The sequence below is a fragment of the Streptomyces sp. Ru72 genome (assembly GCF_002920635.1).
Taxonomy (GTDB): Bacteria; Actinomycetota; Actinomycetes; order Streptomycetales; family Streptomycetaceae; genus Streptomyces.
Map to the genome: position 1 here is coordinate 1 of NZ_PQSR01000031.1, position 24,382 is coordinate 24,382.

Annotated in this window: 24 protein-coding genes; 9 read left to right on the forward strand and 15 right to left on the reverse strand. The window is 72.1% G+C overall.

Going from position 1 to position 24,382, the window contains the following annotated elements:
• The first annotated feature begins 361 nt into the window (after positions 1–361).
• On the forward strand, positions 362–3,046 hold the full coding sequence (locus tag C3488_RS16885; RefSeq protein ID WP_103840266.1) for an AAA family ATPase: 2,685 nt from the start codon (positions 362–364) through the stop codon (positions 3,044–3,046).
• Positions 3,047–3,071: 25 nt separating this feature from the next.
• Here the strand turns inward: C3488_RS16885 and C3488_RS16890 are convergent, their stop codons facing one another.
• The 8 genes from C3488_RS16890 to C3488_RS16925 all read right to left on the reverse strand — a co-directional run bounded on the left by C3488_RS16890 (position 3,072) and on the right by C3488_RS16925 (position 10,449).
• Entirely contained in the window at positions 3,072–3,863 is a 792-nt protein-coding gene (locus C3488_RS16890) for an SDR family NAD(P)-dependent oxidoreductase (protein ID WP_103840267.1), read from the reverse strand.
• A 64-nt stretch (positions 3,864–3,927) separates the two neighbouring features.
• Positions 3,928–5,055, reverse strand: coding sequence for a 3-oxoadipate enol-lactonase (pcaD, locus tag C3488_RS16895; protein ID WP_103840268.1), 1,128 nt, complete (start codon positions 5,053–5,055; stop codon positions 3,928–3,930).
• On the reverse strand, positions 5,052–6,383 hold the full coding sequence (gene pcaB / locus C3488_RS16900; RefSeq protein ID WP_103840269.1) for a 3-carboxy-cis,cis-muconate cycloisomerase: 1,332 nt from the start codon (positions 6,381–6,383) through the stop codon (positions 5,052–5,054). Before pcaB ends, pcaD begins: the two co-directional genes overlap by 4 nt.
• Positions 6,380–6,985: a protocatechuate 3,4-dioxygenase subunit alpha gene (gene pcaG / locus C3488_RS16905; protein WP_103840270.1), complete on the reverse strand. Its 606-nt coding sequence runs from the start codon at positions 6,983–6,985 to the stop codon at positions 6,380–6,382. The genes pcaB and pcaG overlap by 4 nt, the downstream gene beginning before the upstream one ends.
• 6 nt (positions 6,986–6,991) lie before the next feature.
• On the reverse strand, positions 6,992–7,765 hold the full coding sequence (gene pcaH, locus C3488_RS16910) for a protocatechuate 3,4-dioxygenase subunit beta (protein WP_103840271.1): 774 nt from the start codon (positions 7,763–7,765) through the stop codon (positions 6,992–6,994).
• A gap of 19 nt (positions 7,766–7,784) precedes the next feature.
• A complete protein-coding gene (locus C3488_RS16915; RefSeq protein ID WP_103840272.1) occupies positions 7,785–9,026 on the reverse strand; it encodes a thiolase family protein in 1,242 nt (413 codons plus the stop codon).
• Positions 9,023–9,667 carry a CoA transferase subunit B gene (locus tag C3488_RS16920; protein ID WP_103840273.1) on the reverse strand — a complete coding sequence of 215 codons (645 nt, stop codon included), beginning with the start codon at positions 9,665–9,667 and terminating at the stop codon, positions 9,023–9,025. The genes C3488_RS16915 and C3488_RS16920 overlap by 4 nt, the downstream gene beginning before the upstream one ends.
• Complete coding sequence (locus tag C3488_RS16925) at positions 9,667–10,449, reverse strand: CoA transferase subunit A (protein WP_103840274.1); 783 nt, start codon at positions 10,447–10,449, stop codon at positions 9,667–9,669. Before C3488_RS16925 ends, C3488_RS16920 begins: the two co-directional genes overlap by 1 nt.
• Positions 10,450–10,691: 242 nt before the next feature.
• Here C3488_RS16925 and C3488_RS16930 point away from each other — a divergent pair, with 242 nt between their 5' ends.
• Both C3488_RS16930 and C3488_RS16935 read left to right on the forward strand, forming a co-directional pair.
• Positions 10,692–11,156, forward strand: a complete 465-nt coding sequence (locus C3488_RS16930; protein ID WP_103840275.1) for a MarR family winged helix-turn-helix transcriptional regulator — start codon at positions 10,692–10,694, stop codon at positions 11,154–11,156.
• A 184-nt stretch (positions 11,157–11,340) separates the two neighbouring features.
• On the forward strand, positions 11,341–11,673 hold the full coding sequence (locus tag C3488_RS16935) for a hypothetical protein (protein ID WP_103840276.1): 333 nt from the start codon (positions 11,341–11,343) through the stop codon (positions 11,671–11,673).
• A 258-nt stretch (positions 11,674–11,931) separates the two neighbouring features.
• On the opposite strand, the gene C3488_RS16940 is transcribed toward C3488_RS16935, so the two are convergent.
• Positions 11,932–13,002: an ATP-dependent DNA ligase gene (locus tag C3488_RS16940; RefSeq protein WP_103840277.1), complete on the reverse strand. Its 1,071-nt coding sequence runs from the start codon at positions 13,000–13,002 to the stop codon at positions 11,932–11,934.
• 75 nt (positions 13,003–13,077) lie between these two features.
• Here C3488_RS16940 and ligD point away from each other — a divergent pair, with 75 nt between their 5' ends.
• From ligD to C3488_RS16955, 3 genes are all read left to right on the forward strand, one after another.
• On the forward strand, positions 13,078–14,124 hold the full coding sequence (gene ligD, locus C3488_RS16945; RefSeq protein ID WP_103840278.1) for a non-homologous end-joining DNA ligase: 1,047 nt from the start codon (positions 13,078–13,080) through the stop codon (positions 14,122–14,124).
• Between the two features lie 183 nt (positions 14,125–14,307).
• Complete coding sequence (locus C3488_RS16950; protein ID WP_103840279.1) at positions 14,308–15,258, forward strand: multicopper oxidase domain-containing protein; 951 nt, start codon at positions 14,308–14,310, stop codon at positions 15,256–15,258.
• 71 nt (positions 15,259–15,329) lie between these two features.
• The gene (locus tag C3488_RS16955) at positions 15,330–16,367 is read left to right on the forward strand and encodes a LacI family DNA-binding transcriptional regulator (protein ID WP_103840280.1); all 1,038 of its coding nucleotides are present in this window, start codon (positions 15,330–15,332) and stop codon (positions 16,365–16,367) included.
• Positions 16,368–16,520: 153 nt separating this feature from the next.
• Here C3488_RS16955 and C3488_RS16960 read toward each other — a convergent pair whose 3' ends face one another.
• Positions 16,521–17,321, reverse strand: coding sequence for a VOC family protein (locus tag C3488_RS16960; protein ID WP_103840281.1), 801 nt, complete (start codon positions 17,319–17,321; stop codon positions 16,521–16,523).
• Positions 17,322–17,664: 343 nt separating this feature from the next.
• Here C3488_RS16960 and C3488_RS16965 point away from each other — a divergent pair, with 343 nt between their 5' ends.
• The gene (locus tag C3488_RS16965; RefSeq protein WP_103840320.1) at positions 17,665–17,916 is read left to right on the forward strand and encodes a WhiB family transcriptional regulator; all 252 of its coding nucleotides are present in this window, start codon (positions 17,665–17,667) and stop codon (positions 17,914–17,916) included.
• Positions 17,917–17,969: 53 nt separating this feature from the next.
• Entirely contained in the window at positions 17,970–18,185 is a 216-nt protein-coding gene (locus C3488_RS16970) for a hypothetical protein (protein WP_181139054.1), read from the forward strand.
• Between the two features lie 55 nt (positions 18,186–18,240).
• On the opposite strand, the gene C3488_RS16975 is transcribed toward C3488_RS16970, so the two are convergent.
• From C3488_RS16975 to C3488_RS16990, 4 genes are all read right to left on the reverse strand, one after another.
• Positions 18,241–18,705 (reverse strand): hypothetical protein, encoded by a 465-nt coding sequence (locus C3488_RS16975; RefSeq protein ID WP_103840282.1) that lies wholly within the window; start codon positions 18,703–18,705, stop codon positions 18,241–18,243.
• 209 nt (positions 18,706–18,914) lie between these two features.
• Positions 18,915–19,883, reverse strand: a complete 969-nt coding sequence (locus C3488_RS16980; RefSeq protein ID WP_103840283.1) for an acyl-ACP desaturase — start codon at positions 19,881–19,883, stop codon at positions 18,915–18,917.
• Between the two features lie 228 nt (positions 19,884–20,111).
• Positions 20,112–20,888: a dimethylargininase gene (gene ddaH / locus C3488_RS16985; protein ID WP_103840322.1), complete on the reverse strand. Its 777-nt coding sequence runs from the start codon at positions 20,886–20,888 to the stop codon at positions 20,112–20,114.
• Positions 20,889–20,994: 106 nt separating this feature from the next.
• Positions 20,995–22,623: an ABC-F family ATP-binding cassette domain-containing protein gene (locus tag C3488_RS16990; protein WP_103840284.1), complete on the reverse strand. Its 1,629-nt coding sequence runs from the start codon at positions 22,621–22,623 to the stop codon at positions 20,995–20,997.
• 369 nt (positions 22,624–22,992) lie between these two features.
• On the opposite strand from C3488_RS16990, the gene C3488_RS16995 reads away from it, so the two are divergent.
• Positions 22,993–23,829, forward strand: a complete 837-nt coding sequence (locus C3488_RS16995) for an isocitrate lyase/phosphoenolpyruvate mutase family protein (protein WP_103840285.1) — start codon at positions 22,993–22,995, stop codon at positions 23,827–23,829.
• Positions 23,830–23,946: 117 nt separating this feature from the next.
• Here the strand turns inward: C3488_RS16995 and C3488_RS17000 are convergent, their stop codons facing one another.
• Positions 23,947–24,363 carry an SsgA family sporulation/cell division regulator gene (locus tag C3488_RS17000; RefSeq protein WP_103840286.1) on the reverse strand — a complete coding sequence of 139 codons (417 nt, stop codon included), beginning with the start codon at positions 24,361–24,363 and terminating at the stop codon, positions 23,947–23,949.
• Positions 24,364–24,382 lie beyond the last annotated feature (19 nt).

A 24,382-nucleotide genomic window follows, 5' to 3' on the forward strand; every position in this document is an offset into this window, starting at 1 on the left:
ACTGCCCGACTGCCCGACTGCCCGACTGCCCGACTGCCCGACTGCCCGACTGCCCGGGCGCGGCGGCGACCGGCCGCCCTGCGGCGCCGCGTGTCCGTCGTGCCGGGCTCGGAGCCGCCGCACGGCGCCACGTGCGCGCAGGACCCGGTCGTCGCCGCGAAGGGGGAGAATGCGCTTGCCCCACACGCACTTTGACGTCCTGTTACCCGCACCCTGGCTGGTCGGCGCCCGATCGCGTCGCCCCGGGGTGCCTCGTGTCACCCGTCACGGCAACAGGTGCTGCGACCTCCCTCCACCGGGGCACGGGGACGGCTAGGCTCGATGTCCGTACGTCGTTTGGGCGACCTGGGGAGGTACCGGGATGACGGAGGCACGGCCCGGCGCGGCCGCCTCGGCTTCCCTGTGGGAACGCGACGCGGAGCTCACCGTCATCACCGAGGCGGTCGACGCGCTCAGCGACGACGCGTCGCCCTCGGAGTCGGGGAGTCTGCTGGTGTTCAGCGGGGAGGCCGGCATCGGCAAGACCGCACTCCTCGCCGAGACACGCCGCATCGCGGAGGAGCGCGGCTGCGCGGTCTGGTGGGCGCGCGGCGGCGAGGCCGTCACCTCCGTGCCCTTCAACGTCGTAAGGCAACTGCTCCAGCCCGTACTCCTGTCCCTGATGCCCGAGGAGGCGCGGGAGTACCTGGGCGACTGGTACGAGGTCACGGGCCCCGCCCTCGGTATAGCGGACCCCGGAGAGCGGCAGGCCGACCCGCAGGGTGTGTGCGACGGCCTGGTCGAGGTCGTCTCCCGGCTCGCCCGGCGGGAGTGGCCGCTGGTCCTCATCGTCGACGACGCCCACTGGGCCGACCAGGAGACCCTGCACTGGCTGGCCGCCTGCTGCGAACGCCTCGCCGAACTGCGTGTGCTCCTCGTCGTGGCCCTCCGCCCCGGCGAGGTCTCCGGCGAGGGCGCCCGCCATCTCGACGCGATCACCGCGGCCGCCCGCCGCCCGGTCAGCACCCTGAGCGCGCTCACCCCCGAGGCGACCGCCGGACTCACCCGGGCAACGGTCGGCGCGCACGCCGACGCCCCGTTCTGCCGCGAGGTGTGGGCCGTGACCGGCGGCAACCCGTACGAGACCGTCGAGCTGCTCGCCAAGGTGCAGGACAGCCAGCTCGACCCGGTCGAGGCATCGTGCGCCGAGCTGCGCGACCTGAACCGCTCGGCCCGCGGCAACGGCCTCGTCGCCCGACTGGAGGGCCTCGGTATCGACGCGACCCGGTTCGCCTGGGCCGCGGCCATCCTCGGCACCGGTATCACCCTGGACCTGGTGGCCGAGCTCGCCACCATGAGCCCCGAGGAGGCCGCCCGCTGCGCCGAACTGCTCAGCGCGGCACGCATCCTGGCCGCACCGGATGCGGCGGGCCGCCGGACGGACGGCGCGGAGCTCGAGTTCGTCCACCCGCTGATCGCCAGCGCCGTCTACCGCTCGATCCCCGACGGCCTGCGCACCGCCATGCACGGCATCGCCGCGCGGGTCGTCACCGACTCCGGGCTCGGAGCGGCGGCCGCCTCCCGCCACCTCCTCGAAGTCCACCCGGACGACGACGAGGAACTGGTCGAGCAGATGCGTCAGGCCGCGCGCGAACACCTCGCCGTCGGCGCTCCCGAAGCGGCCCGCCGCTGCCTGGAGCGCGCCCTGGCCGAACCACCGACGCCCGCGGTCCACCCGTACGTGCTCTACGAACTGGGCTGCGCCACGCTGCTGACCTCACCGGCCACCACCATCGGCTACCTCCAGGCCGCCCTGGCCCTGCCGGGCCTGGAAGGCGACGACCGGGTGGACGCCGTCCACCGTCTGTCCCAGGCCCTGCTGCACAACGACCAGCTCGACGACGCCATCCGCACCGTCGACCAGGAGGCAGCCCGTCTCGAACCGGGCCCGTCCCGGATGCGCCTGCAGGCCGTCCACTACATGTGGGAGAGCATCCACGCGGCCGAGGAGGACTCCCCGGCACGCTCCCGTGAGCTGGCCGAGCTCGCCCGCACCTGCGCCGGCAGGGACAACGCCGAGCGCGCCCTGCTCATCCTGCGCGGCTTCGACGCGATGACCCACGGGGAGAACGCCGAAGAGGTCGTGGACGTGTGCGACCGCGCCCTCGTCAACGGCCGCCTCGCCCCGGGACTCGGCTGGACCGACACCGAGTGGGGCATCGAGCTTCTGCTCATGCTGGGCAGCGCCTACGCCTACAGCGACCGGCTCGACCGGGCCGAGAGCCTGTTCACGGAGGGCCTGCGCGCGTACGAGTCCGCCGGCTGGAGCGGTGGTCACCTCGCCCTGGCCCACGCCTACGTGGGACTCGCGCACCGCAGGCGCGGCCGACTGCGGGACGCGGAGACCTCCCTGCGCGAGTCGCTGCGCCTCGCCGAGCGCGTCGGGCGCGGGCTGCCCCTGTACTGGTCCGCGACCTGCGGCCTCGTCGACACGCTGCTCGCCCGCGGGCACGTCGAGGAGGCCTGGTCCCTCGCCGAGCGGTACGGCTTCGCACCCCCGTACCCGTCCACGATCGTGCTGCCCGACACCCGTTCCGTGCGCGGCCGGCTGCTTCTCGCCGTCGGGCGGACCGAGGAGGCCGTGGGCGAGCTGGAGGCCGCGGAGAAGGCGTGCGCGGGGCGCGGCCACAACCCTGTGCTGGCCCCCTGGGCCGGGGACCTCGCGCGGGCACTGGCCGCCGACGATCCGCGGCGTGCGGCGGATCTGGCCGCCCTTGCCCGCCGGCAGGCCGAGCTCCTGGGCACCGACACGGCCATCGGCGAGGCCCTTCGGGTGGCTGCGGCGCTGGAGACCGGGCAGCGTGCGGTGCGCCTGGCCGCGCAGGCCGTGGCGTACCTCGAGGCCTCCCCCTGCCAGTACGAACACGCCGCCGCGCTGGTCGAGTACGGGATCGCGACGAGGTCCGTGCCCGAACTCGAACGGGGGCTTTCGCTGGCGGAGTCCTGTGGGGCGGACGGGTTGGCCGTCCGGGCCCGGGACGCGCTGCAGGCTGTCGGAGCGCCGTGACCGAGCGCCCTTGCGGGGCGCGCGCCTACAGGGCCAGCAGTTGATCCGTGACCGATTCCAGGCGTTTGCGCACCTCCCGGTCGTACGCCCTCTCATGCGCCCGTGAAGGGCTGGTCCCGTCGAAGTAGCCGCCGCTGCCCACTTCCTGCGTCGCCGGCCCCAGCACCGCCGCCGCACCGTCCGCCACGGTGTTCCAGGGAGTGACCCCGGCCTCGCGGACCATCGCCGTGTCCATGTAGGTCGCGGGGTGCAGGACGTTCACCGACACACCCGTGCCCTGGAGCTCCTCCGCCAACGTGAACGTGTGCGCGGCCAGGGCGAACTTGCTGCGGCAGTACGCCGAGACGCCGCTGTAGCCGCGGGTCAGCTCCGGGTCGTCGAAGTCCACGGGCTCCTGGCCGGCCGAGCCCACGTTGACGATCCGGGCGGGGGTGTTCTGGCGCAGCACTGGCAGCAGGGCGCGGGTGAGGGCGACCGGCGCGAGGTAGTTGACGGCGAGCCGCAGTTCGTGTCCGTCGGCGCTGACCTCGCGCCCGGAGCCGCGCGCGCCGCTGCCCACCCCCGCGTTGTTGATCAGGACGTCCAGCCCGGGGTGCGCCGCGGCGACCTCGTCGCCGAGCCGTCGTACCTCGGCGAGCGAGGCGAGGTCGGCGACGAAGCCGTGCGCCTCGCCCTCGGTGCGCAACTCCGCGACGAGCCGGTCGGTGCGGCCCGCGTCGCGTCCGTGGGCGAGGACCACGTGTCCGGAGCGGACCAGTTCGAAGGCGACGTACCGGCCGAGTCCGGAGGTGGCACCGGTGATGAGAACAGTCGACATGCTTCCACCCTAGGCACGCGCGGGCGGGCCGTGAGGGGTGCTCCTGACGCTACGACCAGCAGGGTCACCCTCCGGCGGCCTCCTGCTCCGCGAGCACCCGCTGCGCCACCGCGAACGCCGAGTTCGCCGCCGGCACGCCGCAGTAGACGGCCGTCTGCAGCAGCACCGCGCCGATCTCCTCCGGCGTCAGACCGTTGCGCCGGGCCGCCCGGACATGCATGGCCAACTCCTCGTGGTGGCCGTGCGCGACCAGTGCCGTCAGCGTGATCATGCTGCGTTCGCGGCGGGAGAGCGTCGGGTCGGTCCAGACCTCGCCCCAGGCGTAGCGGGAGATGAAGTCCTGGAAGCGGGCGGTGAAGGGCGTCTGGCGCGCCTGCGCCCGGTCCACGTGGGCGTCGCCCAGGACCTGGCGTCGCACCTCCATGCCGCGCTCCGGCGCTCCGGTCAGGTGCGTGCGCAGCGCCGCGAGGACGGCCTTCGGGCACTGCGCGGGCGCAAGATGCGAGGCGCCCGGGATCTCGACCAGCGCGGAGCCCGCCACCGCGTCGGCGATCTCCCGCAGATGCGCGGGCGGTGTCGCCGGGTCCTGGCGGCCCGCGATCAGCAGCGTCCGTGCGGTGATGGACGCCAGCCCGTCACGGATGTCGAACGCGGCGAGCGCGTCGCAGCACGCGGCGTACGCGTCCGGGTCGGCCTCATGGTGGTCCTGGACGAGCCGCGGCACGGTGAACCCGGCCGTGAACCAGCGGGAGTCGGCCGTCGCGGCGACCGGCGCCAGCCCCTCGCGGCGCACCAGCGCGGCCCGCTCCTCCCACGGCTTGGAGCCGTTGAAGTGGGCGGAGGAGCAGATGACGGCCAGTGACGGGATCCGCTCGGGATGGTGCACGGCGAGGTGCAGCCCCACCGCGCCGCCGAGTGACACGCCGGCGTACGCGAACCGGTCGACGCCCAGCGAGTCCGCGAGCGCCAGGACCAGTTCGGCGAGATCGGCGACCGTCGCGCCCTGCCCGATGAGATCCGGGGCGGAACCTCCGTGGCCGGGCAGGTCCCAGCGGATCACCCGGTGCGTGACGGACAACTCAGGTGCCACCGGGTCCCACAGGGCGTACGAGGTGCCGAGCGAGGGGCCGAGGATCAGCGGGGGAGCGGTGGCGGGACCCTCGATGCGGTGGTGCAGCAGCTTGTCGGTCACGAGCGCTCCAGGGCACGGTCGGTGAGGGCTCCCGCGGAGCCGGTGTACTGGACCGGGTCGGTGAGGGAGTCGAGGTCGACGTCCTTCAACTCGGCGTGGTCGGCGAGGATTTCGGCGAGCGTGCGGCCCTCGGCGCGGGTGCGCCGGGCGGCCTCGGTGAGCAGTTCCTTGGCGCGGGCGCGGCCCAGCACGGGCGCCAACCGGGCCGCCAGCCGCTCGGAGACGATCAACCCGTGGGTGAGGCCGAGGTGTTCCCGCATGGCGTCGGCGTCCACCCGGAGGCATTCGGCGAGTTGTACCGCGTCGTGCGCGGCGCCGCCCACCAGCCGCAGCAGATCGCGAAGCGGCTCCCACTCGGCGTGCCAGGCTCCGGCCGGGCGTTCGTCCTCGGCGGCCAGTGACCCGTAGAGGGTGGCCGCGAGCTGCGGTGCGCGCTGGGCGGCCGCCGCGATCAGCGTCGCCCGTACCGGGTTCGCCTTGTGCGGCATCGCGGAGGAGCCGCCGCCCGCGCCCTCGGCGACCTCGGCGATCTCGGTGCGGGAGAGGGTGAGGACGTCCGTGGCCGTCTTGCCCAGCGCCCCGGCCGCGAAGGCGAGCGCCCCCGCGAGGTCGGCGATGGGGGTGCGCAGCGTGTGCCAGGGCAACTCGGGTGCACGGAGGCCGAGTTCCCGGGCGTACGCGGCCACGAGAGCCGTCGGATCCTCGGCACCGTACGCGGTGAACGCGGCCAGCGTGCCCACCGCACCGCCCAGTTGAGCGGGCAGTCCGTGGCGCACGGCCCTTAGCCGGTCCCGGGCGTCCAGCACCAGTGACCGCCAGCCGGCTGCTTTGAGCCCGAACGTCGTCGGCACGGCGTGCTGGGTGAGCGTCCGCCCGGGCAGGACGGTGTCCCGGTGGCGGGCGGCGAGCCGGGCCAGCGCCTCCTGCGTACGCTCCAGATCGGCCAGGAGCAGGTCCAGCGTGCGCGCGGCCACCAGCATCGTCGCGGTGTCCAGGATGTCCTGGCTGGTGGCGCCCCGGTGGACGTACGGCCCGTACTCCTGACCGGCAGCCTTCGTCAGGTCGGCGACGAGCGGGATCACGGGATTGCCGCCGTCCCGGGCCCGCAGTGCGATGTCCCGGACGTCGAAGCGACCGGACCGGGCCGCCGCGGTCACCGCTGTAGCCGCCTCCTCGGGGACCAGCCCCAGCCCGGCCTGCGCACGGGTCAGTGCGGCCTCCGCGTCGAGCAGCGCCCGCAGATAGGCGCTGTCGCTCGTCGCGGACGCGGCGGGGGAGCCGGCCCACCCGGGGGCGAGCAGGCCGGCGCCGGACTCTGCAGAGGTCACCGGAACTCCAGGAAGACCGTCTCGCCTTCGCCCTGAAGGCGGATGTCGAAACGGTACGTGCCGTTGCCCCCGTCCACCGCGATCAGCGTGTCGCGGCGCTCCGGCTCCACCTGGGTGAGCAGCGGGTCCGCGGCGAGCGCCACCTCGTCTCCGGGGAGGTAGATCCGAGTGAACAGGTGCATCAGCAGACCGCGCGCGAACACGCAGGCGCTGATGTAGGGGGCGCTGCGCCCTCGGGGGCCCGGCCGCAGCGTACGGGCGTACCAGTGGCCGTTGGCATCGGTCTGGACGCGGCCCCAGCCGGTGAACTCCACCCCGTTGCGGCCCAGGTAGCCGCCGGTCGCCGGATCGCGCCGGATGGAGCCGTCGGTCGTCGGGATGCCGCCCTGCGGGTCCGGTCCCCACAGCTCCACGAAGGCGTCCGGCAGCGGGTTTCCCTCGCCGTCGAGGACGTACCCCTGGAGGGTGATGGTGTCCGGGTGGCCGATCGGCGCGATGTCACCGCCGCCCGGGAACGGCAGCGCGTACCCGTAGAAGGGGCCGACCGTGTGCGACGGGGTGGGCAGCACGCTCTCCGGCCTGCTCGTGTCGATCCTCGTCATGGCAGGTCAGCGTCCTTCCTCGATCCAGGTGGCGTGCGGGCCGTCGAGCACGATGTCCCAGTGGTAGCCGAGCGAGAACTCCGGCACCGACAGGCTGTGGTCGTACGTCGCGACCAGTCGCTGCCGGGCGGCGTCGTCCGTCACGGACTGCAGGATCGGGTCGTAGGGGAACAGCGGGTCGTTCGGGAAGTACATCTGCGTCACGAGCCGCTGCGTGAACGCTGTACCGAAGAGCGAGAAGTGGATGTGGGCCGGGCGCCAGGCGTTGACGTGATTGCGCCACGGGTAGGGGCCCGGCTGGATGGTGGTGAACCGGTAGAAACCGTCGTCGTCCGTGAGGGTGCGGCCGACGCCCGTGAAGTTCGGGTCGAGCGGCGCGTCGTGCTGCTCGCGCTGGTGCGCGTAACGGCCGGCCGCGTTCGCCTGCCAGATCTCGACGAGCTGGCCGCGGATCGGACGTCCGTCGCGGTCGAGGAGGCGGCCCGAGACGGTGATCCGTTCCCCGACGGGCTCGCCCCGATGGTGCCGGGTGAGGTCGTTGTCGATCTCCGTGATGTCCCGTTCGCCGAAGGCCGGGGAGGACAGCTCCACCAGCTCCGGGTCCTTGCGCACGTCGATGGTGACCGGCGGCTGCTTGGGGTGCCGCAGCACCGAGGAGCGGTAGGGCGCGTAGTCGCGGCGCGGATGGTGCTCCACGGGGCCGCCGTCGGCGACCCGCTTCTCGTAGGCGGCGTGCTCGGCCGCGATCTCGAGGTCGATGTCCTGCTGAGTGAGAGCCATGGGGGTTCCTAACGCTTCCTTAGCGTTCGAGGACGAGGGCGAGGCCCTGGCCGACGCCGATGCAGAGGGTGGCGACGCCGGTGCCGGAGCCGCGGCGGGCGAGCTGGTGGGCGACGGTGCCGGCGAGGCGGGCGCCGGAGGCGCCGAGGGGGTGGCCGAGGGCGATGGCGCCGCCCTGGGGGTTGAGGATCGCCGGGTCGAGCTCGGGCCATTCGGCGACGCAGCCGAGGACCTGGGCGGCGAAGGCCTCGTTCAGTTCCAGCACGTCTAGATCGGCGAACGTCTTGCCTGCCTTGGCCAGGGCGCGGCGCACCGCCTCGACGGGGGCGAGGCCGAAGTACTGCGGGTCGATGGCCGACACGCCGGTCGCCGAGACCCGGGCGAGCGGCTCGCGACCGGTGGCCCGCAGGCCCTCCTCGTCGACCAGCAGCAGGGCTGCCGCGCCGTCGTTGAGCGGGGAGGCGTTGCCCGCGGTCACGGTGCCTCCCCCAGCCTCCGGCCGGGGGGACCCCCATCTCGCTTCGCTCGCGGTGCGGAAGGACGGCTTGAGCCTGGCCATCGCGGTCAGGGAGGCGTCCGGGCGGACGCACTCGTCGGTGGCGAAGAGAACCGGGTCGCCCTTGCGCTGCGGAATGGTGACGGGGGCGAGTTCGGCGTCGAACAGGCCGTCGGCCTGTGCCTTGGTTGCTTTTTGGTGGCTGTGCAGGGCGAACTCGTCCTGCTGCTCCCGGCTGATCTTGTGTTTGTCGGCGATCAGCTCCGCGCTCTCGCCGAGGGGGATGGTCCACTGCGGGTCCATCTTCGGGTTCACCATGCGCCAGCCCAGCGTGGTGGAGTACAGCTCCGTGTGGGCGGCCGGGAACGGCTTGTCGCTCTTGGGCAGCACGTAGGGGGCGCGGGTCATGGACTCGACGCCGCCCGCCAGCGCGATCGAGGCGTCCCCGACGGCGACGGCGCGGGCGGCCTGGATCACTGCCTCCAGGCCTGAGGCGCACAGCCGGTTGACGGTGACGCCGGGCACGGAGGTGGGCAGACCGGCCAGCAGGGCGGCCATGCGGCCGACGTTGCGGTTCTCCTCGCCCGCCCCGTTGGCGTTGCCGAAGTAGACGTCCTCGATCCGGGAGGGATCCAAGTCGGGCGTACGGGCCAGCAGTTCTCGGACGGTGTGGGCGGCCAGGTCGTCCGGGCGGACACCCGCGAGTCCACCGTTGTAGCGGCCGAACGGGGTGCGGACCGCGTCGACGATGTAGACGGTCTTCACTTGCGTTCCTCCGCGACGGTCAGCGCGGCGTCGGTCTTGGCGGTGATCTCCTCGACGCTCACGCCGGGTGCGGTCTCGACGAGGACCAGCCCCTCGTCGGTGACGTCGAGGACGCCGAGGTCGGTGATGATCCGGTCGACGCAGGCCTTGCCGGTCAGCGGCAGCGCGCACTCCTTGAGGATCTTCGGGCTCCCGTCCTTGGCGGTGTGGGTCATCACGACGATGACGGTGCGGGCGCCGTGCACCAGGTCCATCGCCCCGCCGATCCCCGTGATCAGCTTTCCGGGGATCGCCCAGTTCGCCAGGTCGCCCCGCTCGGAGACCTGCATGGCGCCGAGCACGGCGACGTCGATGTGGCCGCCGCGGATCATGGAGAAGGAGAGCGCCGAGTCGAAGAACGCGGCGCCGGGCAGGACCGTGACGGTCTCCTTGCCCGCGTTGATCAGGTCCGGGTCGACCTCGTCCTCGGTGGGGTAGGGGCCGGTGCCCAGGATGCCGTTCTCCGACTCCAGGATCACCTCCACACCCTCGGGGAGGTGGTTGGGAATCAGGGTGGGCAGCCCTATGCCGAGGTTGACGTACTGACCGTCCCTCAGCTCGCGCGCCGCGCGGGCCGCCATCTCCTCACGGGTCCACGCCATCACGCACTCACCGTTCCTCGTGCCTCGGGCGCGGAGATCGTGCGCCGCTCGATCTTCTTGTCCGCGGCCTGCTCGGGGGTGAGCGCGACGACCCGCTGCACGAAGATTCCCGGCAGATGCACGGCGTCCGGTTCGATCTCCCCCGGCTCCACCAACTCCTCCACCTCGGCGATCGTGACGTTGCCGGCCATGGCCGCCAGGGGGTTGAAGTTGCGGGAGGACTTGTTGAAGACGAGGTTCCCGTGCCGGTCGCCCTTGGCCGCCCGCACCAGCGCGAAGTCGGTGCGGATGCCGCGCTCCAGCACGTACTCGGTGCCGTCGAACTCCCGCACCTCCTTGGGCGGGGAGGCCAGAGCGACCCCGCCCTGCCCGTCGTAGCGCCACGGCAGCCCGCCCTCGGCGACCTGGGTCCCCACACCCGCCGGGGTGTAGAAGGCGGGGATGCCGGCTCCGCCCGCCCGCAGCCGCTCGGCCAGCGTGCCCTGCGGGATCATCTCGACCTCGATCTCACCGGCCAGGTACTGGCGGGCGAACTCCTTGTTCCCCCCGATGTAGGAGCCGGTCACCCGGGCGATCCGCCCGGCGGCCAGCAGGACCGCGAGACCGGATTCCATCGCCCCGCAGTTGTTGGAGACGACGCTCAGGCCGTTGACCCCGCGCTCGTGGAGCGCCTGGATCAACGCGTTCGGCACGCCGCTCAACCCGAACCCGCCCACCGCCAGCGACGCGCCGTCCGGCACGTCGGCCACCGCCTCCAGGGCCGTGGCGACCACCTTGTCCATCCGTCAAGCCCCATCCGTCTGCAAAACCACGAGGACCTCGAAAACCACGAGGACCATCGAATTACTCAGCGCACTGACTATTTCTTCGAGGTTTCACTCACGCTGCCACCCGGCGCTTGAATCGTCAAGAGCCCAGTCGAATCAGTGGATGAGCCCCATGGGGTGAGGTGGGGTGCAGGCGGTATTGTTCAGTGCACCAATGGAATGACCCAAGCATGACGCACAGACGCTGAGGAGCGCTCATGGCCGCGGTGGATCTCTCCGCCCACCCCGGGCACCTGGCCCGGCGGCTGCAGCAGGCGCACTACCTGCTGTGGAACACGATGGTCTCGGAGGAGATCACCTCGCCGCAGTTCGCGGTCCTGAACGCGCTCGTCGCGGAGCCGGGCCTGGACCAGCGCACGGTGGGGGAGCGGGTGGGCCTCGACCGGTCCACGATCGCCGAGGTGATCAGCCGGCTCAGCCGGCGCGGGCTCCTCGACAAGGTCCGCGACCCGCAGGACGGCCGCCGCTTCCTGCTGCGCCTGACGGAGGACGGTGTGCGGACGCACCGCAAGCTGACCGTGCGCACGGCCCGGATGAACCAGGTCTTCCTGGCCCCGCTCGCCCCGGAGGAGCAGACCCTCTTCCTGGACCTCATCCGGCGTGTCGCGGACGCCGCCGAGGGCCTGCGCAACCCGGCGGAACCCCTCGCGGCCAAGACCTGACCCCACGGTCCGGGAGCCGGAGGTCCGCGGAGAAACGTGACCGTCCGCCGCTCGAACGGGGGTCCGGAGGCGGCCCGGTGGTCCGTTCAGCGGACGGTGACCACCGGATTCCGGATCGGCGGACCTAGACTGGGGTGCCCCGCGGCACCCCAGACGCGTACACCGCGAAGGAAGGCGGCACCCCGTGGACCGGACCCTCGCCACCCGTTCCCCGCGCACCTCCGCGGACTGGTGGGTCACCGCCGACCAGGCACGGCACGCGGCCCAGAGCGGTCTCGCGGACGCCGCGACGGCACCCGACCTGCTGCGCACCCTCACCGAGCTGGACCGGGCCCGCCATGAGGCGCGCGTCGCCGTCGGTGCCGCGGTGGAGGCACTGCTCGCGGGCGGCGTCGCCTGGGAGGCGATCGCGGCCGCTTTGGGATTCGGCTCGCCCGACGAGGCCCGTCAGGCGCTCGCCCCCGACCGCCGGGACGCGGGAGCGGCGCTCGAACGCCGACTGGGGCGCAGGGCGTAGCCCCGGACAGCCACCACACCCGGGCGGGCGTGATCCGCGCCCGCCCCCGCTGGGCGGGCGTCACCCGGAATCGCCCCGCCGGGCGAGCGCCATCCGCAGCCGCCCCCGCCTGGCGAGCCATCCGCAGCCGCCTTCGTCGGAGGGCGTCGCCCGCGCATGCCCCCGGCCGGCGAGTGTCGTCCGCGCCCGCCGCCGGGCAGGTCCGCCGCCGTCCGCCGGAGGGCCCGACGTCCGCCGGAGTCAGTCCGTCCGCCGGAGTCAGTCCGGGACGCCGAGGATCTCCGCGAGGTCGTAGCGCACCGGCTCCTGCAGCTGCGCGTACGTACAGCTCTCGGGGGTGCGGTCCGGGCGCCAGCGGCGGAAGCGCGCGGTGTGCCGGAAGCGCTCGCCGTTCTCCATGTGGTCGTACGCCACCTCCGCCACCCGCTCCGGCCGCAGCGGCACCCACGACAGGTCCTTCTTCCCCGACCAGCGGCTCGGCGCCCCCGGCAGCCGGGCCGTCTCGTGCGCCTCCTCGTCCGACCAGGCCGCCCAGGGGTGCCCGGCGACATGGTCCATCCGCAGCGGCTCCAGCTCCTCCACCAGCCGCTCCCGCTGCTTCATCGGGAACGCGGCCGACACCCCCACGTGCTGGAGCGCGCCCCGGTCGTCGTACAGCCCGAGCAGCAGTGACCCCACGACCGGGCCGCTCTTGTGGAAGCGGTAGCCCGCCACCACGACGTCCGCCGTGCGCTCGTGCTTGACCTTGAACATCACGCGTTCGTCCGGACGGTAGGGGAGGGAGAGCGGCTTGGCGATCACCCCGTCCAGGCCCGCGCCCTCGTACTGCTCGAACCACTGCTCGGCCACCGCGCGGTCCGTCGTCGCCGGAGCCAGGTGGACGGGCGGCCGCACTCCGGACAGCGCCCGCTCCAACAGGGAGCGCCGCTGGCCCAGCGGAACGTCGAGCAGCGAGTCGTCGTCCAGCGCCAGCAGATCGAACGCCACGAACGACGCCGGGGTCTTCCGCGCCAGCATCCGCACCCGCGAGTCCGCCGGATGGATCCGCTCCGTCAGCGCGTCGAAGTCCAGGCGGCCCTCCCGTGCGATCACGATCTCCCCGTCCACCACGCACCGCTCGGGCAGCCGCTCCCGCAGCGCCTCCACCAGCTCGGGGAAATACCTGGTCAGTGGCTTCCCCGTACGGCTGCCCAGCTCGACCTCCGCGCCGTCGCGGAAGACGATGGCCCTGAAACCGTCCCACTTCGCCTCGTACTGCATGTCCGGTGGGATCGCCGCCACGGGCTTGGCGAGCATCGGCTTCACTGGGGGCATCACCGGCAGGTCCATGCCTTCGATTCTGCTGCCCGGCGAGGCGGTTCGCCCGGTGTGCGAGGAGGGGGGCGGGCGCCTACCGTGGCTCGCATGGGCGATGCGGTGGAGCTGGAGGTGGCGGGCAGGACGGTACGGCTGTCCAGCCCCGACAAGGTCTTCTTCCCGGAGCGTGGCTTCACCAAGCTCGACGTCGCGCAGTACTACATGGCCGTCGGGCCCGGCATCCTGCGCGCCCTGCGCGACCGGCCCACCACCCTGGAGCGCTACCCGGACGGGGTGACCGGCGAGTGGTTCTTCCAGAAGCGGGCGCCCAAGAGCATGCCGGACTGGATCCCCACCGCGCACATCACCTTCCCCAGCGGCCGCAGCGCCGACGAGATGTGCCCGACCGAGGCCGGCGCCGTCGTCTGGGCCGCGCAGTACGGCACACTCACCTTCCACCCGTGGCCGGTGCGCCGCACCGACGTCGACCGCCCCGACGAACTGCGCATCGACCTCGACCCCCAGCCCGGTACCGACTACGCCGACGCGGTGCGTGCCGCCCATGAACTGCGCGCCGTCCTCGACGAGTACGGCGGGCTGCGCGGCTGGCCCAAGACGTCCGGCGGCCGGGGCCTGCACGTCTTCGTGCCCGTCGAGCCCCGCTGGACCTTCACCCAGGTGCGCCGCGCCGCGATCGCCGTCGGGCGCGAGCTGGAGCGGCGGATGCCCGAGCACGTGACCATCGCCTGGTGGAAGGAGGAGCGGGGCGAGAAGATCTTCCTGGACTACAACCAGACCGCCCGCGACCGCACCGTCGCCTCCGCCTACTCGGTACGCCCGAGGCCCCACGCCCCCGTGTCGGCGCCGCTGCGCTGGGAGGAGCTCGACGACGCGGAACCCCGCGACTTCGACCTCGCGACCATGCCGCGCCGGTTCGCCGAACTGGGTGACGTCCACGCGGACATGGACGACCACGCCTTCTCCCTCGAGGAGCTCCTCGACCTCGCCCGCCGCGACGAACACGACCACGGGCTCGGCGACCTGCCCTATCCGCCCGAGTACCCGAAGATGCCGGGCGAGCCGAAGCGCGTGCAGCCGAGCCGGGCGCGGCGGGAGCGCAAGTCGGAGACCCCCGAGGGTCCGGCCGCCTCCTGACGTGTTCTGACGTCCCCCTGATCCGCGCGGACGTCGCCCGCCCCACGACACGTATATATCGGTATGTCGTCAATACGAAGAATGTCTCTTTTGTGCGGATAAGCTCGCGCTGTGCCGCTACCGGTCCGTTGTTCGCCCAGCGGCTCTTCTCCATGAATTGCGTACGAGGATGGGGAGTTCCGCATGGACAGACGCAGCTTCCACCGGAGGATGCTGATCGGCGGCGCCGCCGTGGCGACATCGTTGTCACTCGCTCCTGAGGCTTTCGCGGACGGTGGTGGGCCGCGGACGGCGCCCGCCGGCGGCAAGGAGAGGCACATCAAACTCTTCGCCGCGGAGCTCGGTAAAGGACGGATGGGCTACGGCATCGCAGGCAAGAAGGCGACCATCCCGGGGCCGGTGATCGAGCTGGTCGAGGGCGACACGCTGTACATCGAGTTCGAGAACCGGCTGGACGTCTCGACGGGCCTGCATGTGCACGGGGTGGACTACACGATCAGCAACGACGGAACGAAGCTCACCGAAAGCCTCGTCAAGCCTGGCCGCAAACGCACCTACGTGTGGAAGACACACGCCCCCGGCCGCCGCAAGGACGGCAGCTATCGGGAGGGCAGCGCGGGCTACTGGCACTACCACGACCATGCCATCGGCACCTCGCACGGCACCGGTGGCGTACGCGCGGGCCTGTTCGGCGGCTTGATCGTGCGCCGTCAGGGCGACATCCTCCCCGACACCACGCACACCCTCGTGTTCAACGAGACGTCGATCAACAACGGCAAGGGGCACTCCGGACCCACCTTCGAGGCCGTCGTGGGAGAGCGCGTCGAGTTCGTGATGATCACGCACGGGGACGACTTCCACACGTTCCACCTGCACGGTCACCGGTGGGCGGACAACCGCACGGGACTGCTCGCCGGTCCTGAGGACTCGAGCCCGCTCATCGACACCCGGGTCGTCGGTCCCGGTGTCTCCTTCGGCTTCCAGGTCATCGCGGGCGAGTCGGGCGGCGCGGGCGCGTGGATGTACCACTGCCACGTCCAAAGGCACTCCGACAAGGGGATGGCCGGGCTGTTCCTCGTGCGGGGAGAGGATGGAAAGATCCCTGAATACGACGATTCGTCGCACAAGCACTAGATCTGGGAGCGCTCTCAGCGGTGGCGCGGCCGGGGCTATCCTGATCGGCAACCGCCGAGGAGGAGCCCCACGTGACCGAGACCGCGCCGCGCCCCACGCTGGAGGCCGTGGCTGCCCGGGCCGGGGTCTCCCGGGCGACGGTGTCCCGCGTCGTCAACGGCGGAGACGGAGTGCGCGAGCCCCTCGTCGAGCGGGTGCGCCGCGCCGTGGAGGAACTCGGGTACGTGCCGAACCAGGCCGCGCGCAGCCTGGTCACCAAGCGGCACGACGCGGTCGCCGTCGTGATCGCCGAGCCGGAGACCCGGGTCTTCGCCGACCCCTTCTTCGCCCTGCAACTGCGCGGCATCAGCAGGGAACTGACGGCCCACGACTCCCAGCTCGTCCTGCTGCTGACGGAGGGCCGCGCCGACCACGCCCGGGTCGGCCGCTATCTGGCCGGCGGGCACGTCGACGGCGCGCTCGTCTTCTCGCTGCACCTCGAGGACCCGCTGCCCGAGCTGGTGCAGCGGGCCGGGGTGCCCACCGTGTTCGGCGGGCGGCCGGGCTGGGGCGACGGCACCCGCAGCGCCGTCTACGTCGACAGCGACAACCGCGGCGGTGCCCGAGAGGCCGTGCGCCATCTCGTGGGGCTCGGCCGTCGCCGCATCGCGCACATCACCGGCGCCCTCGACCAGACGTCCGCCGTGGACCGACTCGACGGGTTCCGCGACGTCATGGTCGACGCCGACCCGGGGCTCGTCGTGGCGGGGGACTTCACACCGGCGGGCGGCGAACGGGCGATGCGGGAGCTGCTGGGCCGCTGCCCGGACCTGGACGCCGTGTTCGCCGCCAACGACCTCAGCGCCTCGGGCGCCCTGCGGGTGCTGCGCGCAGAGGGCCGCCGGGTGCCCGACGACGTCGCCGTCGTCGGCTTCGACGACATGCTGCCGGTCGCCGAACAGACCGACCCGCCGCTGACGACGGTCCGCCAGGACATCGAGGAGATGGGCCGTTTGATGGCCCGGATGCTGCTGCGCGGCCTCGACCGGCGGGGTGGCGAGCCGGGAGCGGGCGGCGCGCCGTCGAGCGTGGTGCTGCCGACGACGCTGGTCCGGCGGGCGTCGGCGTGACGCCACGGTCATGGACCGACCGTCACGTCAACCGGCGCTGTCCCGTCGGCGTTCAAAGAGGTGACAGGCCGGGGACCGCTTTCGGGCGGATCTAAGGCAGGACGCGGCGCGTGCGGCCAGGAGCCCGGCACCGCGCCCGGAACCGACCCGGTGTCAGCTCTGCTGCGGCTGCGGCGGCGCGCTCTTGATCACCGCGAAGCGGGCTCCGTAAGGGTCGGCGAGCCGGGCGATACGGCCCACTCCTTCGATGTCCGTCGCGGGCATCCGGACGCTGCCGCCCAGCTCCTGCGCCTTGCTCACCATGGCGTCCGCGTCCGTGACCTCGAAGTACGGCAGGAAGTGCGCACCGGACTCCGCGTCCGTGGGGTCGTCGGCCAGCGGGACGAGGCCGCCGAACATGTCGTCCCGGCCGCCGCCCTCCGGGTTGATGCACGTGTACGTGCCGCCGGGGAAGGGGACGCCCTCGGTTTCCCAGCCGAGTACCTGGCGGTAGAACGCAGCTGCGCGGGCGATGTCCGGCGTGTACAGCTCGACCCAGCACAGCGAGCCCGGGTCGCCGGCCACCTCGATGCCCTTGGTGCGCCCCGGTTGCCAGATGCCGAACGGCACGTCGGCCGCATCGGCGAGGACGGCCATGTGGCCCTCACCCATCACGTCCATGGGCCGCATGAGCACACTGCCACCGGACTGCTCGGCCGCCTTGGCGGTGGCCTCCGCGTCGGCACTCTGGAAGTAGACGGTCCAGGACGGCGGCCCCTGCTCCTGGGTGGTCTGCATGCCGCCGGCCGCGATCCTGCCGGACAGTTGGAAGAAGCCGTAGCCGCCGGCGTCGGGGCCCGCCGACTGGAACTGCCAGCCGAAGAGACCGCCGTAGAAGGAGCCGGCGCCGTCGATGTCCGGGGTGCCGATGTCGAGCCAGTTCGGAGCGCCGTTGACGAAACGGGTGGTGAGCATCTCTGCCCTCCTTCGAGGGTTCCCGGTGCCTGCTCTGCCGAGTCTTCCATCCCCCAATGACAAGCGCCGCCGGAATGACGCGGCGGGTTGCTGTCACGCTGTGGGATCGGCAGCGTGCGCTCTCGTCACGGATTTCTCGGCGCGCCGCCGTGCGCGGCGCCATGAGGCGAGGACATCATCGTGAGCCCTACGACGTCGTGAGCCCTGTGACCTAGTGCCGCACCACGTCGAGCCTGAGAGGTCGTGGGGCGTCGTCCCCGGTCGCGGCGGGCCCGGGGACGGCCGGCCCGTCGTTGATCACGTGTTGATCGAACGTTTTTCGCCGCGCGGCACGATCTCGGCCATGCACATCGAAGCGATCATCGCGTCCGACATCCCCTGGCAGGACCAGGCGCTCTGTGCGCAGACGGGGGGCGATTTCTTCTTCCCCGAGCCGGGCAGTTCGGTGCGGGAGGCGAAGCGTATCTGCGGGCTCTGCCAGAGCCGTGCCGCGTGCCTCGAATACGCGCTCACCCACGACGAACGGTTCGGCGTCTGGGGCGGGCTGTCCGAGAAGGAGCGGCTGCAGCTGAGGCGGACGCCGGACAGCAGGTGAGGGGTCTCACCCGTCCGGATGCGCGGCCGGACGCCCGGGACGATGCTGGAGACATGTCCGGACGGGCTCCTGTCATCGTTCATCCGCCGTCGGGCACCGGTGGCCGACGGGTGACCGCGCGCGGGGAGAGCCTGGGGGTGGCGTTCTCCGACGAGGACGTGATCGAGTTCCTCGGCCGGGCCGGGCTGCCCGACGCCGAGGACCTGCTGGACGACCCGGCGTGGGTGAAGTGGCGCGGCGCGGACGCCCACCACTACGAGGCCGCCTAGGACGAGGCCGCCCAGGACCTGTGGGAGCCCTGCGACGGAGGGGGGCGGCCCGGGGTCAGTCCTCGCTGACGGTTGCCAGTACGGCGAGCGTCTCGCCCGCCTCGCGCAGCGCCCGCCGCAGGACGACCGGGGAATGCAGCAGCCCGCTCCCGTCGGGCGGGACGATCCACTCCAGGGAACCGGCGGGCCGGTACGGCGGAGGCACGGCGACCCAGGTACCCCTGCTCGCATGGCGGACCCCGGCGCCGGCCCAGTGACCGGGCGGATCCGGCGGCAGGAAGAAACCCACCCTGAGCGCCGCGGAGTCCACCAGCGTCGGTCCGGGTGTCCGCAGCGGGTCGTCCCACAGAATGTCCAGGGCGAGCAGCCCCAGCCGACGCGGAACGCTCACCACGTCCCAGTGGCGTCCGGCCTCCAGCAGCACCGTGCCCTCACCCCGCTCCCACTGCTGTGCGCAGGCGAGCGGGTCCGGGGCGGCGGCCAGCCACTGGACGCCTCGCATCCACATCGCATTCGTCATGACCCGCTCCAGGGGCGTCACCCGGCCCGACCGGCCCGACCAGGCGTACGACAGGGACAGACCGGGCGGGTCGGCCCGCGCGGACGTCCACCCGGCATATGCATGCTGAGGGATGCTTCGGTGCGGCGAACAGGGTGGCGCGAGGTGGCGTTTGCTGCGGATCCGGAGGCGGATACGAACTCGGATACGGGTACCCGACGCGGTTACGCCTAGGCCCGGGCCGCCATGCGCGCCTTGCGGGCGGCCAGCTTCTCGTCGAACCGCGTGGCCTCGCTGTTGAGGCCGTCCATGAACAGGCCGAGTTCCTCCTGAGCCCGGAGGCCTTCGGGGCCGAGGCCGTCGATCTGCAGGACCTTCAGGAAGCGGAGCACCGGCTGGAGTACGTCGTCGTGGTGGATGCGCAGGTTGTAGACCTCGCCGATCGCCATCTGCGCGGCGGCTCGCTCGAAGCCGGGGATGCCGTGGCCGGGCATGCGAAAGCCCACCACGACGTCCCGCACCGCCTGCATGGTCGGGTCGGGCGCGATCTCGAACGCGGCCTTCAGCAGGTTCCGGTAGAACACCATGTGCAGGTTCTCGTCGGTCGCGATGCGGGCCAGCATCCGGTCGCAGACCGGGTCGCCGGACTGGTGGCCGGTGTTGCGGTGCGAGATGCGGGTGGCCAGCTCCTGGAAGGCGACGTAGGCGACGGAGTGCAGCATCGAGTGCCGGTTGTCCGACTCGAAGCCCTCGCTCATGTGCGCCATGCGGAAACGTTCCAGCTGGTCGGGGTCGACCGCGCGGGAGGCGAGCAGGTAGTCCCGCATCACGATGCCGTGCCTGCCCTCTTCCGCCGTCCAGCGGTGCACCCAGGTGCCCCAGGCGCCGTCGCGGCCGAACAGCGTGGCGATCTCGTGGTGGTAGCTGGGGAGGTTGTCCTCCGTCAGGAGATTGACGACCAGCGCGATCCGGCCGATGTCGGTGACCTTCGACTGCTCCTTCTCCCAGGCCACGCCGTCCTCGAAGAAGCCCGGGAAGTTGCGGCCGTCGCCCCAGGGGACGTACTCGTGCGGCATCCAGTCCTTGGCGACCTGCAGATGGCGGTTCAGCTCGTTCTCGACCACTTCCTCCAGGGCGTACAGCAGCCGTGCGTCGGTCCAGACGGAGGGGCTGCCGAGGTGGGGAGAGGTGATCGTCACAGGAACTCCAGAAAGGCGGGGAGGGACAGCGGTGCGGCCGGCGAGCGGTGCCGGAACTTACGGGATCGTAGGCTACGAATCCGTAGGTTACGAATCCGTAGGTTAAGCACGCTGTAAAAGCCCAGCCCATATGCCTGAAAGACCCCAAGGGGGAGACTCCGTCCGGGTATACGGAAGTCACCGCCGACGTGAGGTCGACGGGGACGAACGGGTGGCCGCCTCACCTGGTCAGTCGTACAACTCCCGCAGCCGCACCGACAGGCACGTCACACATCCCTCGAGCTTCTCGAACTCGCTGATGTCGACGAGGACCGGTTCATGACCGAGGTCGGCCAGCAGGTCCGCAGTGTTCGGCGCGCTGGCCGCCATGAGCAGCCTGTCGCCGCCGAGCAGCACGACGTGCGCTCCGGACTCCTCCGGAACCGGCAGGAAGCGCGGGAACAGCGACGGCTTGTCCACCAGCGGCACATGGCCGATGACCGTGCCGTCGGGCAGCGCGGTGACCGCCGACTTCAGGTGCAGCACCTTGGTGACGGGCACCGGGACCACCCGGGCGCCCAGTGGTTCGAACACCGCGCGCATCTGCTGGACGGCGGCCGCGTTGGTGCGTCCGCTGCGGCCGACGTAGATCGTGTCGTCGATCTTCAGGACATCGCCCCCGTCGAGAGTGCCCGGCTCCCAGATCCAGTTCACCGAACAGCCCAGCCGGGCCACGGCCTCCTCGACTCCCGCCGTCTCCTCGCGCCGTGACTCGGCGCCCGGTCGTGTGATCAGTGCGACGTTCTTGTACATCACGACCGCGTCCTCGACGAACACCGAGTCCGGGCAGTCGTCGGCCGGTTCCACCTCGATCGTCTCCCAGCCGTGCTCGCGCAGCGTCCCCGCGTACGCCTCCCACTGCTCGAGCGCGCGATCGACGTCGACCTTCTCCCGCTCGATGTGGGTCACCAGCCCCTCGGCAAGGCGCGGGCTGGGTCGGCGGATGAGGGCCTTGTTGCTGGGCACGTGCGGAACTCCGTCTCGGCTGATGATGTCGCCCGCCATCATGCAGGGCCGGAACCCGGGGACAAAGCCCCGGGTTCCGCGACCGTGCGAACCGGCGCCGCCCCGTTCAGGGCCGGTCGGCCTCCCCGACGGCCTCCGGCGTGGTCTCCTTCAGCTCTCCGTCGAGCAGCAGCCAGCGTGTGATGCCGATCGACTCCAGGAACGGCAGGTCGTGGCTCGCCACGACCAACGCGCCCTCGTACGACTCCAGGGCCGTGGTGAGCTGCCGCACGCTCGCCATGTCGAGGTTGTTGGTCGGCTCGTCCAGCATCAGCAGCTGCGGCGCCGGCTCGGCGAGCATCAGCGCGGCCAGGGCGGCGCGGAAGCGCTCGCCGCCCGACAGGGTCCCGGCCGGCTGGTCGGCCCGGCTGCCGCGGAACAGGAAGCGGGCCAGGCGGGCCCGGATCCGGTTGTTGGTGGCGGTGGGTGCGAACCGGGCCACGTTCTGCGCGACCGTCAGCCCGTCGTCGAGGACGTCGAGCCGCTGCGGCAGGAAACGCAGCGGCACGTGCGCCGTCGCCTCGCCCGCCACCGGGTCCAACTCGCCCGCGATGGTGCGCAGCAGCGTGGTCTTGCCCGCGCCGTTGCGCCCGATCAGCGCGACCCGCTCGGGGCCGCGCAGTTCCAGGCCGCCGTGCACACGGGCGCCGTACGCCGGCTCCAGGTCCCGCAGCGTCAGGACGGCCCGCCCGGGCGGTACCGCCGTGTGCGGCAGGTCGACGCGGATCTCGTCGTCGTCCCGGACCGCCTCCACCGCCTCGTCCAGTCTTTCCCTGGCCTCGGCGAGCCGCTCCTCGTGCAGGAGACGGTGCTTGCCGGCAGACTCCTGTGCGGCCCGCTTGCGCGCTCCCATGACGATCTTCGGTTCGCGCTTGTTGTCCCACATCTTCTGCCCGTACCGCTTGCGGCGTGCCAACTTCACCTGCGCGTCGACCAGTTCACGCTTCTGCTTGCGCAGGTCGGCCTCGGCGACGCGCACCATCCGTTCGGCCGCCTCCTGTTCGACGGCCAGTGCCTCCTCGTACGCGGAGAAGGTGCCGCCGAACCAGGTGATCTCCCCGCCGTGCAGATCGGCGATCTGGTCGACACGGTCGAGGAGTTCCCGGTCGTGGCTGACCACGATCATGACCCCCGGCCACGCCTCGACCGCCGAGTACAGCCGTCTGCGCGCGTACAGGTCGAGGTTGTTGGTGGGTTCGTCGAGCAGCAGCACGTCCGGGCGGCGCAGCAGCAGCGCGGCCAGCCGCAGCAGGACGGACTCGCCGCCGGAGACCTCGCCGATGGTGCGGTCCAACCCGATGTGACCGAGGCCGAGTTCGCCGAGCGTCACCTGGGCGCGCTCCTCCACGTCCCAGTCGTCGCCGACGGTCGCGAAGTGCTCCTCCGCCACGTCGCCCGCCTCGATGGCGTGCAGCGCGGCGCGCTGGGCGGCGATGCCGAGGGCCTCGTCGACCCGCAGGGCGGTGTCGAGCGTCACGTTCTGCGGCAGATGACCGACCGCTCCCGCGACGCGCACGGTGCCCGAAGCCGGGGTGAGTTCACCGGCGATCAGCTTCAACAGGGTGGACTTCCCGGATCCGTTGGTTCCGACGAGTCCGGTCCTGCCGGCGCCGAAGGCGACCTGGAGGTCGTCGAAGACGGAGGTGCCGTCGGGCCAGCAGAAGGACAGGGACGTACAGGTGATGGAAGGTGCCATACGGGCCTCGCGGTTGCTCAAGGGGGCGGGTGTCGGGCAACGCGTGTGAGACACCGCTTGAGGCGACGGTCCGCGAACGGAGGGAAGAGGAAGCTCCGCACCGAAAGGACGGCTCGCACACCGAGGTCGCACGCGACGCACACAGACACGGGCAGTGCCGTGTGACGCGGTGTCTCAAGACCTCAGACGAGCAACGTCCTTCTCCTCCCGGCGGCAACAGAAGCGTTGAACACCGTACGAGGGGCTCGTGGGAGCGTCAACGCGTTTATCGGCGCCGAGTACAAGCCCGGTCCCTCGCCCTTGTCGCCCCTACCCGCATGTCGGATTTCCGCCAGCCACCGGCCGCCGCCCGCTGGTTGACTCGTCCGCATGACGAACAACACCTCGCCGCGTGAGCAGGCCCTCGCCTTCCGTTCCCTGCATGTGCCCGGTCGTCCGCTCGTGCTGCCCAACGTCTGGGACGTCGCCAGCGCGAGGCTCGTCGAGGACTCGGGGGCCGCGGCCGTCGCCACCACGAGCGCCGGACTCGCCTGGGAGCTGGGCGCCGCCGACGGGGACCGGCTCTCCGGCGGCGACGCCGTCGCGGCCCTGACCCGGATCGCGGATGCGGTGACCGTCCCGGTGAGCGCGGACATCGAGACCGGGTACGCCGATGACGCCGCGGGCGTCGGTGACACGATCAGGGCGGTGCTGGCGGCGGGCGCCGTCGGCGTCAACATCGAGGACGGCCTGTACGGCGGCGGCGACGCGCTGCGCCCGGTCGCCGAGCAGGCCGCGCGCATCGCAGCCGCGCGCGAGGCCGCCGAGGCGGCCGGGGTGCCGCTGTTCGTCAACGCGCGCGTGGACACGTATCTGCGCGGTGCCGGAGGCCTGGAGGAGACCCTGGAGCGGGCCGCCGCGTTCCTCGCCGCCGGGGCGGACGGCGTCTTCGTCCCCGGGGCCGTCGAACCGGTGACCGTGAAGGCGCTCGCCGAGGGCATCGAGGGCCCGCTGAACGTGATGGCCGGCCCAGGCGCGCCCACGGTCGCCGAACTGGCCGCCCTCGGCGTCGCCCGGGTCAGTGTCGGCTCGGGCATCGCCCAGGCCGCCCACGCCCTGGTCCACCGCGCCGCACGGGAGCTGCTCGACGCGGGAACGTACGACGCACTGGCCGTCGGCCTCGACTACGCGGAGCTCAACGGGCTGCTGGGCGGGGACCGTCAGTAGTGCCGAAGGGTGCGGGGTCGTGACGGTGTCCGGGCTCCGCCGAGCGGGTGCGACCGGCCACGGACGGCCCGCACGCGCCGTCGAATCCGCCGACCGGGAGCGGGCGCACCGGGGAGCTCAGCACGCGTCCCGCATCAGCTCCGCGAGGTCGTGGTCCAGGTCCACCTGAAGATGCTCCAGACCCACCGGCACCAGCTCGGTGGTCCGCTGCAGGAAGCGCTCGATCTCGTCCGAGTGGACGTGCACCACGGCGGTGCCCTCCGGGGCGTGGAACTCCAGGACGGTGCGTTCGTAGCCGTACGGCCGCACCCGGACGTCGCCGTGGCCCTCCGGGCCCTCCAGACCGGCGCTGAGGAGTTCGCGGGCGAAGGTCCAGCACACCTCCACACCCTCCAGGGTGGCCGGGGCGGGGAAGGTCATGCGGACGGCGAACGGGTCGCTCCGGTCGTAGCGGAGCACGGCCGGAATGCTCTGCATACGCGGCGCGGCAGCGACGAGGCGGGCCTCCACGGGCTGCTCGATGACGGTGGACAACGCCTTGCTCCCTTGTGAC

Coding starts and splice junctions, on each gene's coding strand:
- C3488_RS16920 (WP_103840273.1), bottom strand. CDS start 9,667: ATGGCGTGGACCCGTGAGGAGATGGCGGCCCGCGCGGCGCGCGAGCTG.
- C3488_RS16885 (WP_103840266.1), top strand. CDS start 362: ATGACGGAGGCACGGCCCGGCGCGGCCGCCTCGGCTTCCCTGTGGGAA.
- C3488_RS16995 (WP_103840285.1), top strand. CDS start 22,993: ATGACGAACAACACCTCGCCGCGTGAGCAGGCCCTCGCCTTCCGTTCC.
- C3488_RS16925 (WP_103840274.1), bottom strand. CDS start 10,449: ATGGACAAGGTGGTCGCCACGGCCCTGGAGGCGGTGGCCGACGTGCCG.
- C3488_RS16990 (WP_103840284.1), bottom strand. CDS start 22,623: ATGGCACCTTCCATCACCTGTACGTCCCTGTCCTTCTGCTGGCCCGAC.
- C3488_RS16960 (WP_103840281.1), bottom strand. CDS start 17,321: ATGCTCACCACCCGTTTCGTCAACGGCGCTCCGAACTGGCTCGACATC.
- C3488_RS16975 (WP_103840282.1), bottom strand. CDS start 18,705: ATGACGAATGCGATGTGGATGCGAGGCGTCCAGTGGCTGGCCGCCGCC.
- C3488_RS16930 (WP_103840275.1), top strand. CDS start 10,692: ATGGCCGCGGTGGATCTCTCCGCCCACCCCGGGCACCTGGCCCGGCGG.
- pcaG (WP_103840270.1), bottom strand. CDS start 6,985: ATGACGAGGATCGACACGAGCAGGCCGGAGAGCGTGCTGCCCACCCCG.
- ligD (WP_103840278.1), top strand. CDS start 13,078: ATGGGCGATGCGGTGGAGCTGGAGGTGGCGGGCAGGACGGTACGGCTG.
- C3488_RS16940 (WP_103840277.1), bottom strand. CDS start 13,002: ATGGACCTGCCGGTGATGCCCCCAGTGAAGCCGATGCTCGCCAAGCCC.
- pcaH (WP_103840271.1), bottom strand. CDS start 7,765: ATGGCTCTCACTCAGCAGGACATCGACCTCGAGATCGCGGCCGAGCAC.
- C3488_RS16950 (WP_103840279.1), top strand. CDS start 14,308: ATGGACAGACGCAGCTTCCACCGGAGGATGCTGATCGGCGGCGCCGCC.
- C3488_RS16970 (WP_181139054.1), top strand. CDS start 17,970: ATGTCCGGACGGGCTCCTGTCATCGTTCATCCGCCGTCGGGCACCGGT.
- C3488_RS16890 (WP_103840267.1), bottom strand. CDS start 3,863: ATGTCGACTGTTCTCATCACCGGTGCCACCTCCGGACTCGGCCGGTAC.
- C3488_RS16965 (WP_103840320.1), top strand. CDS start 17,665: ATGCACATCGAAGCGATCATCGCGTCCGACATCCCCTGGCAGGACCAG.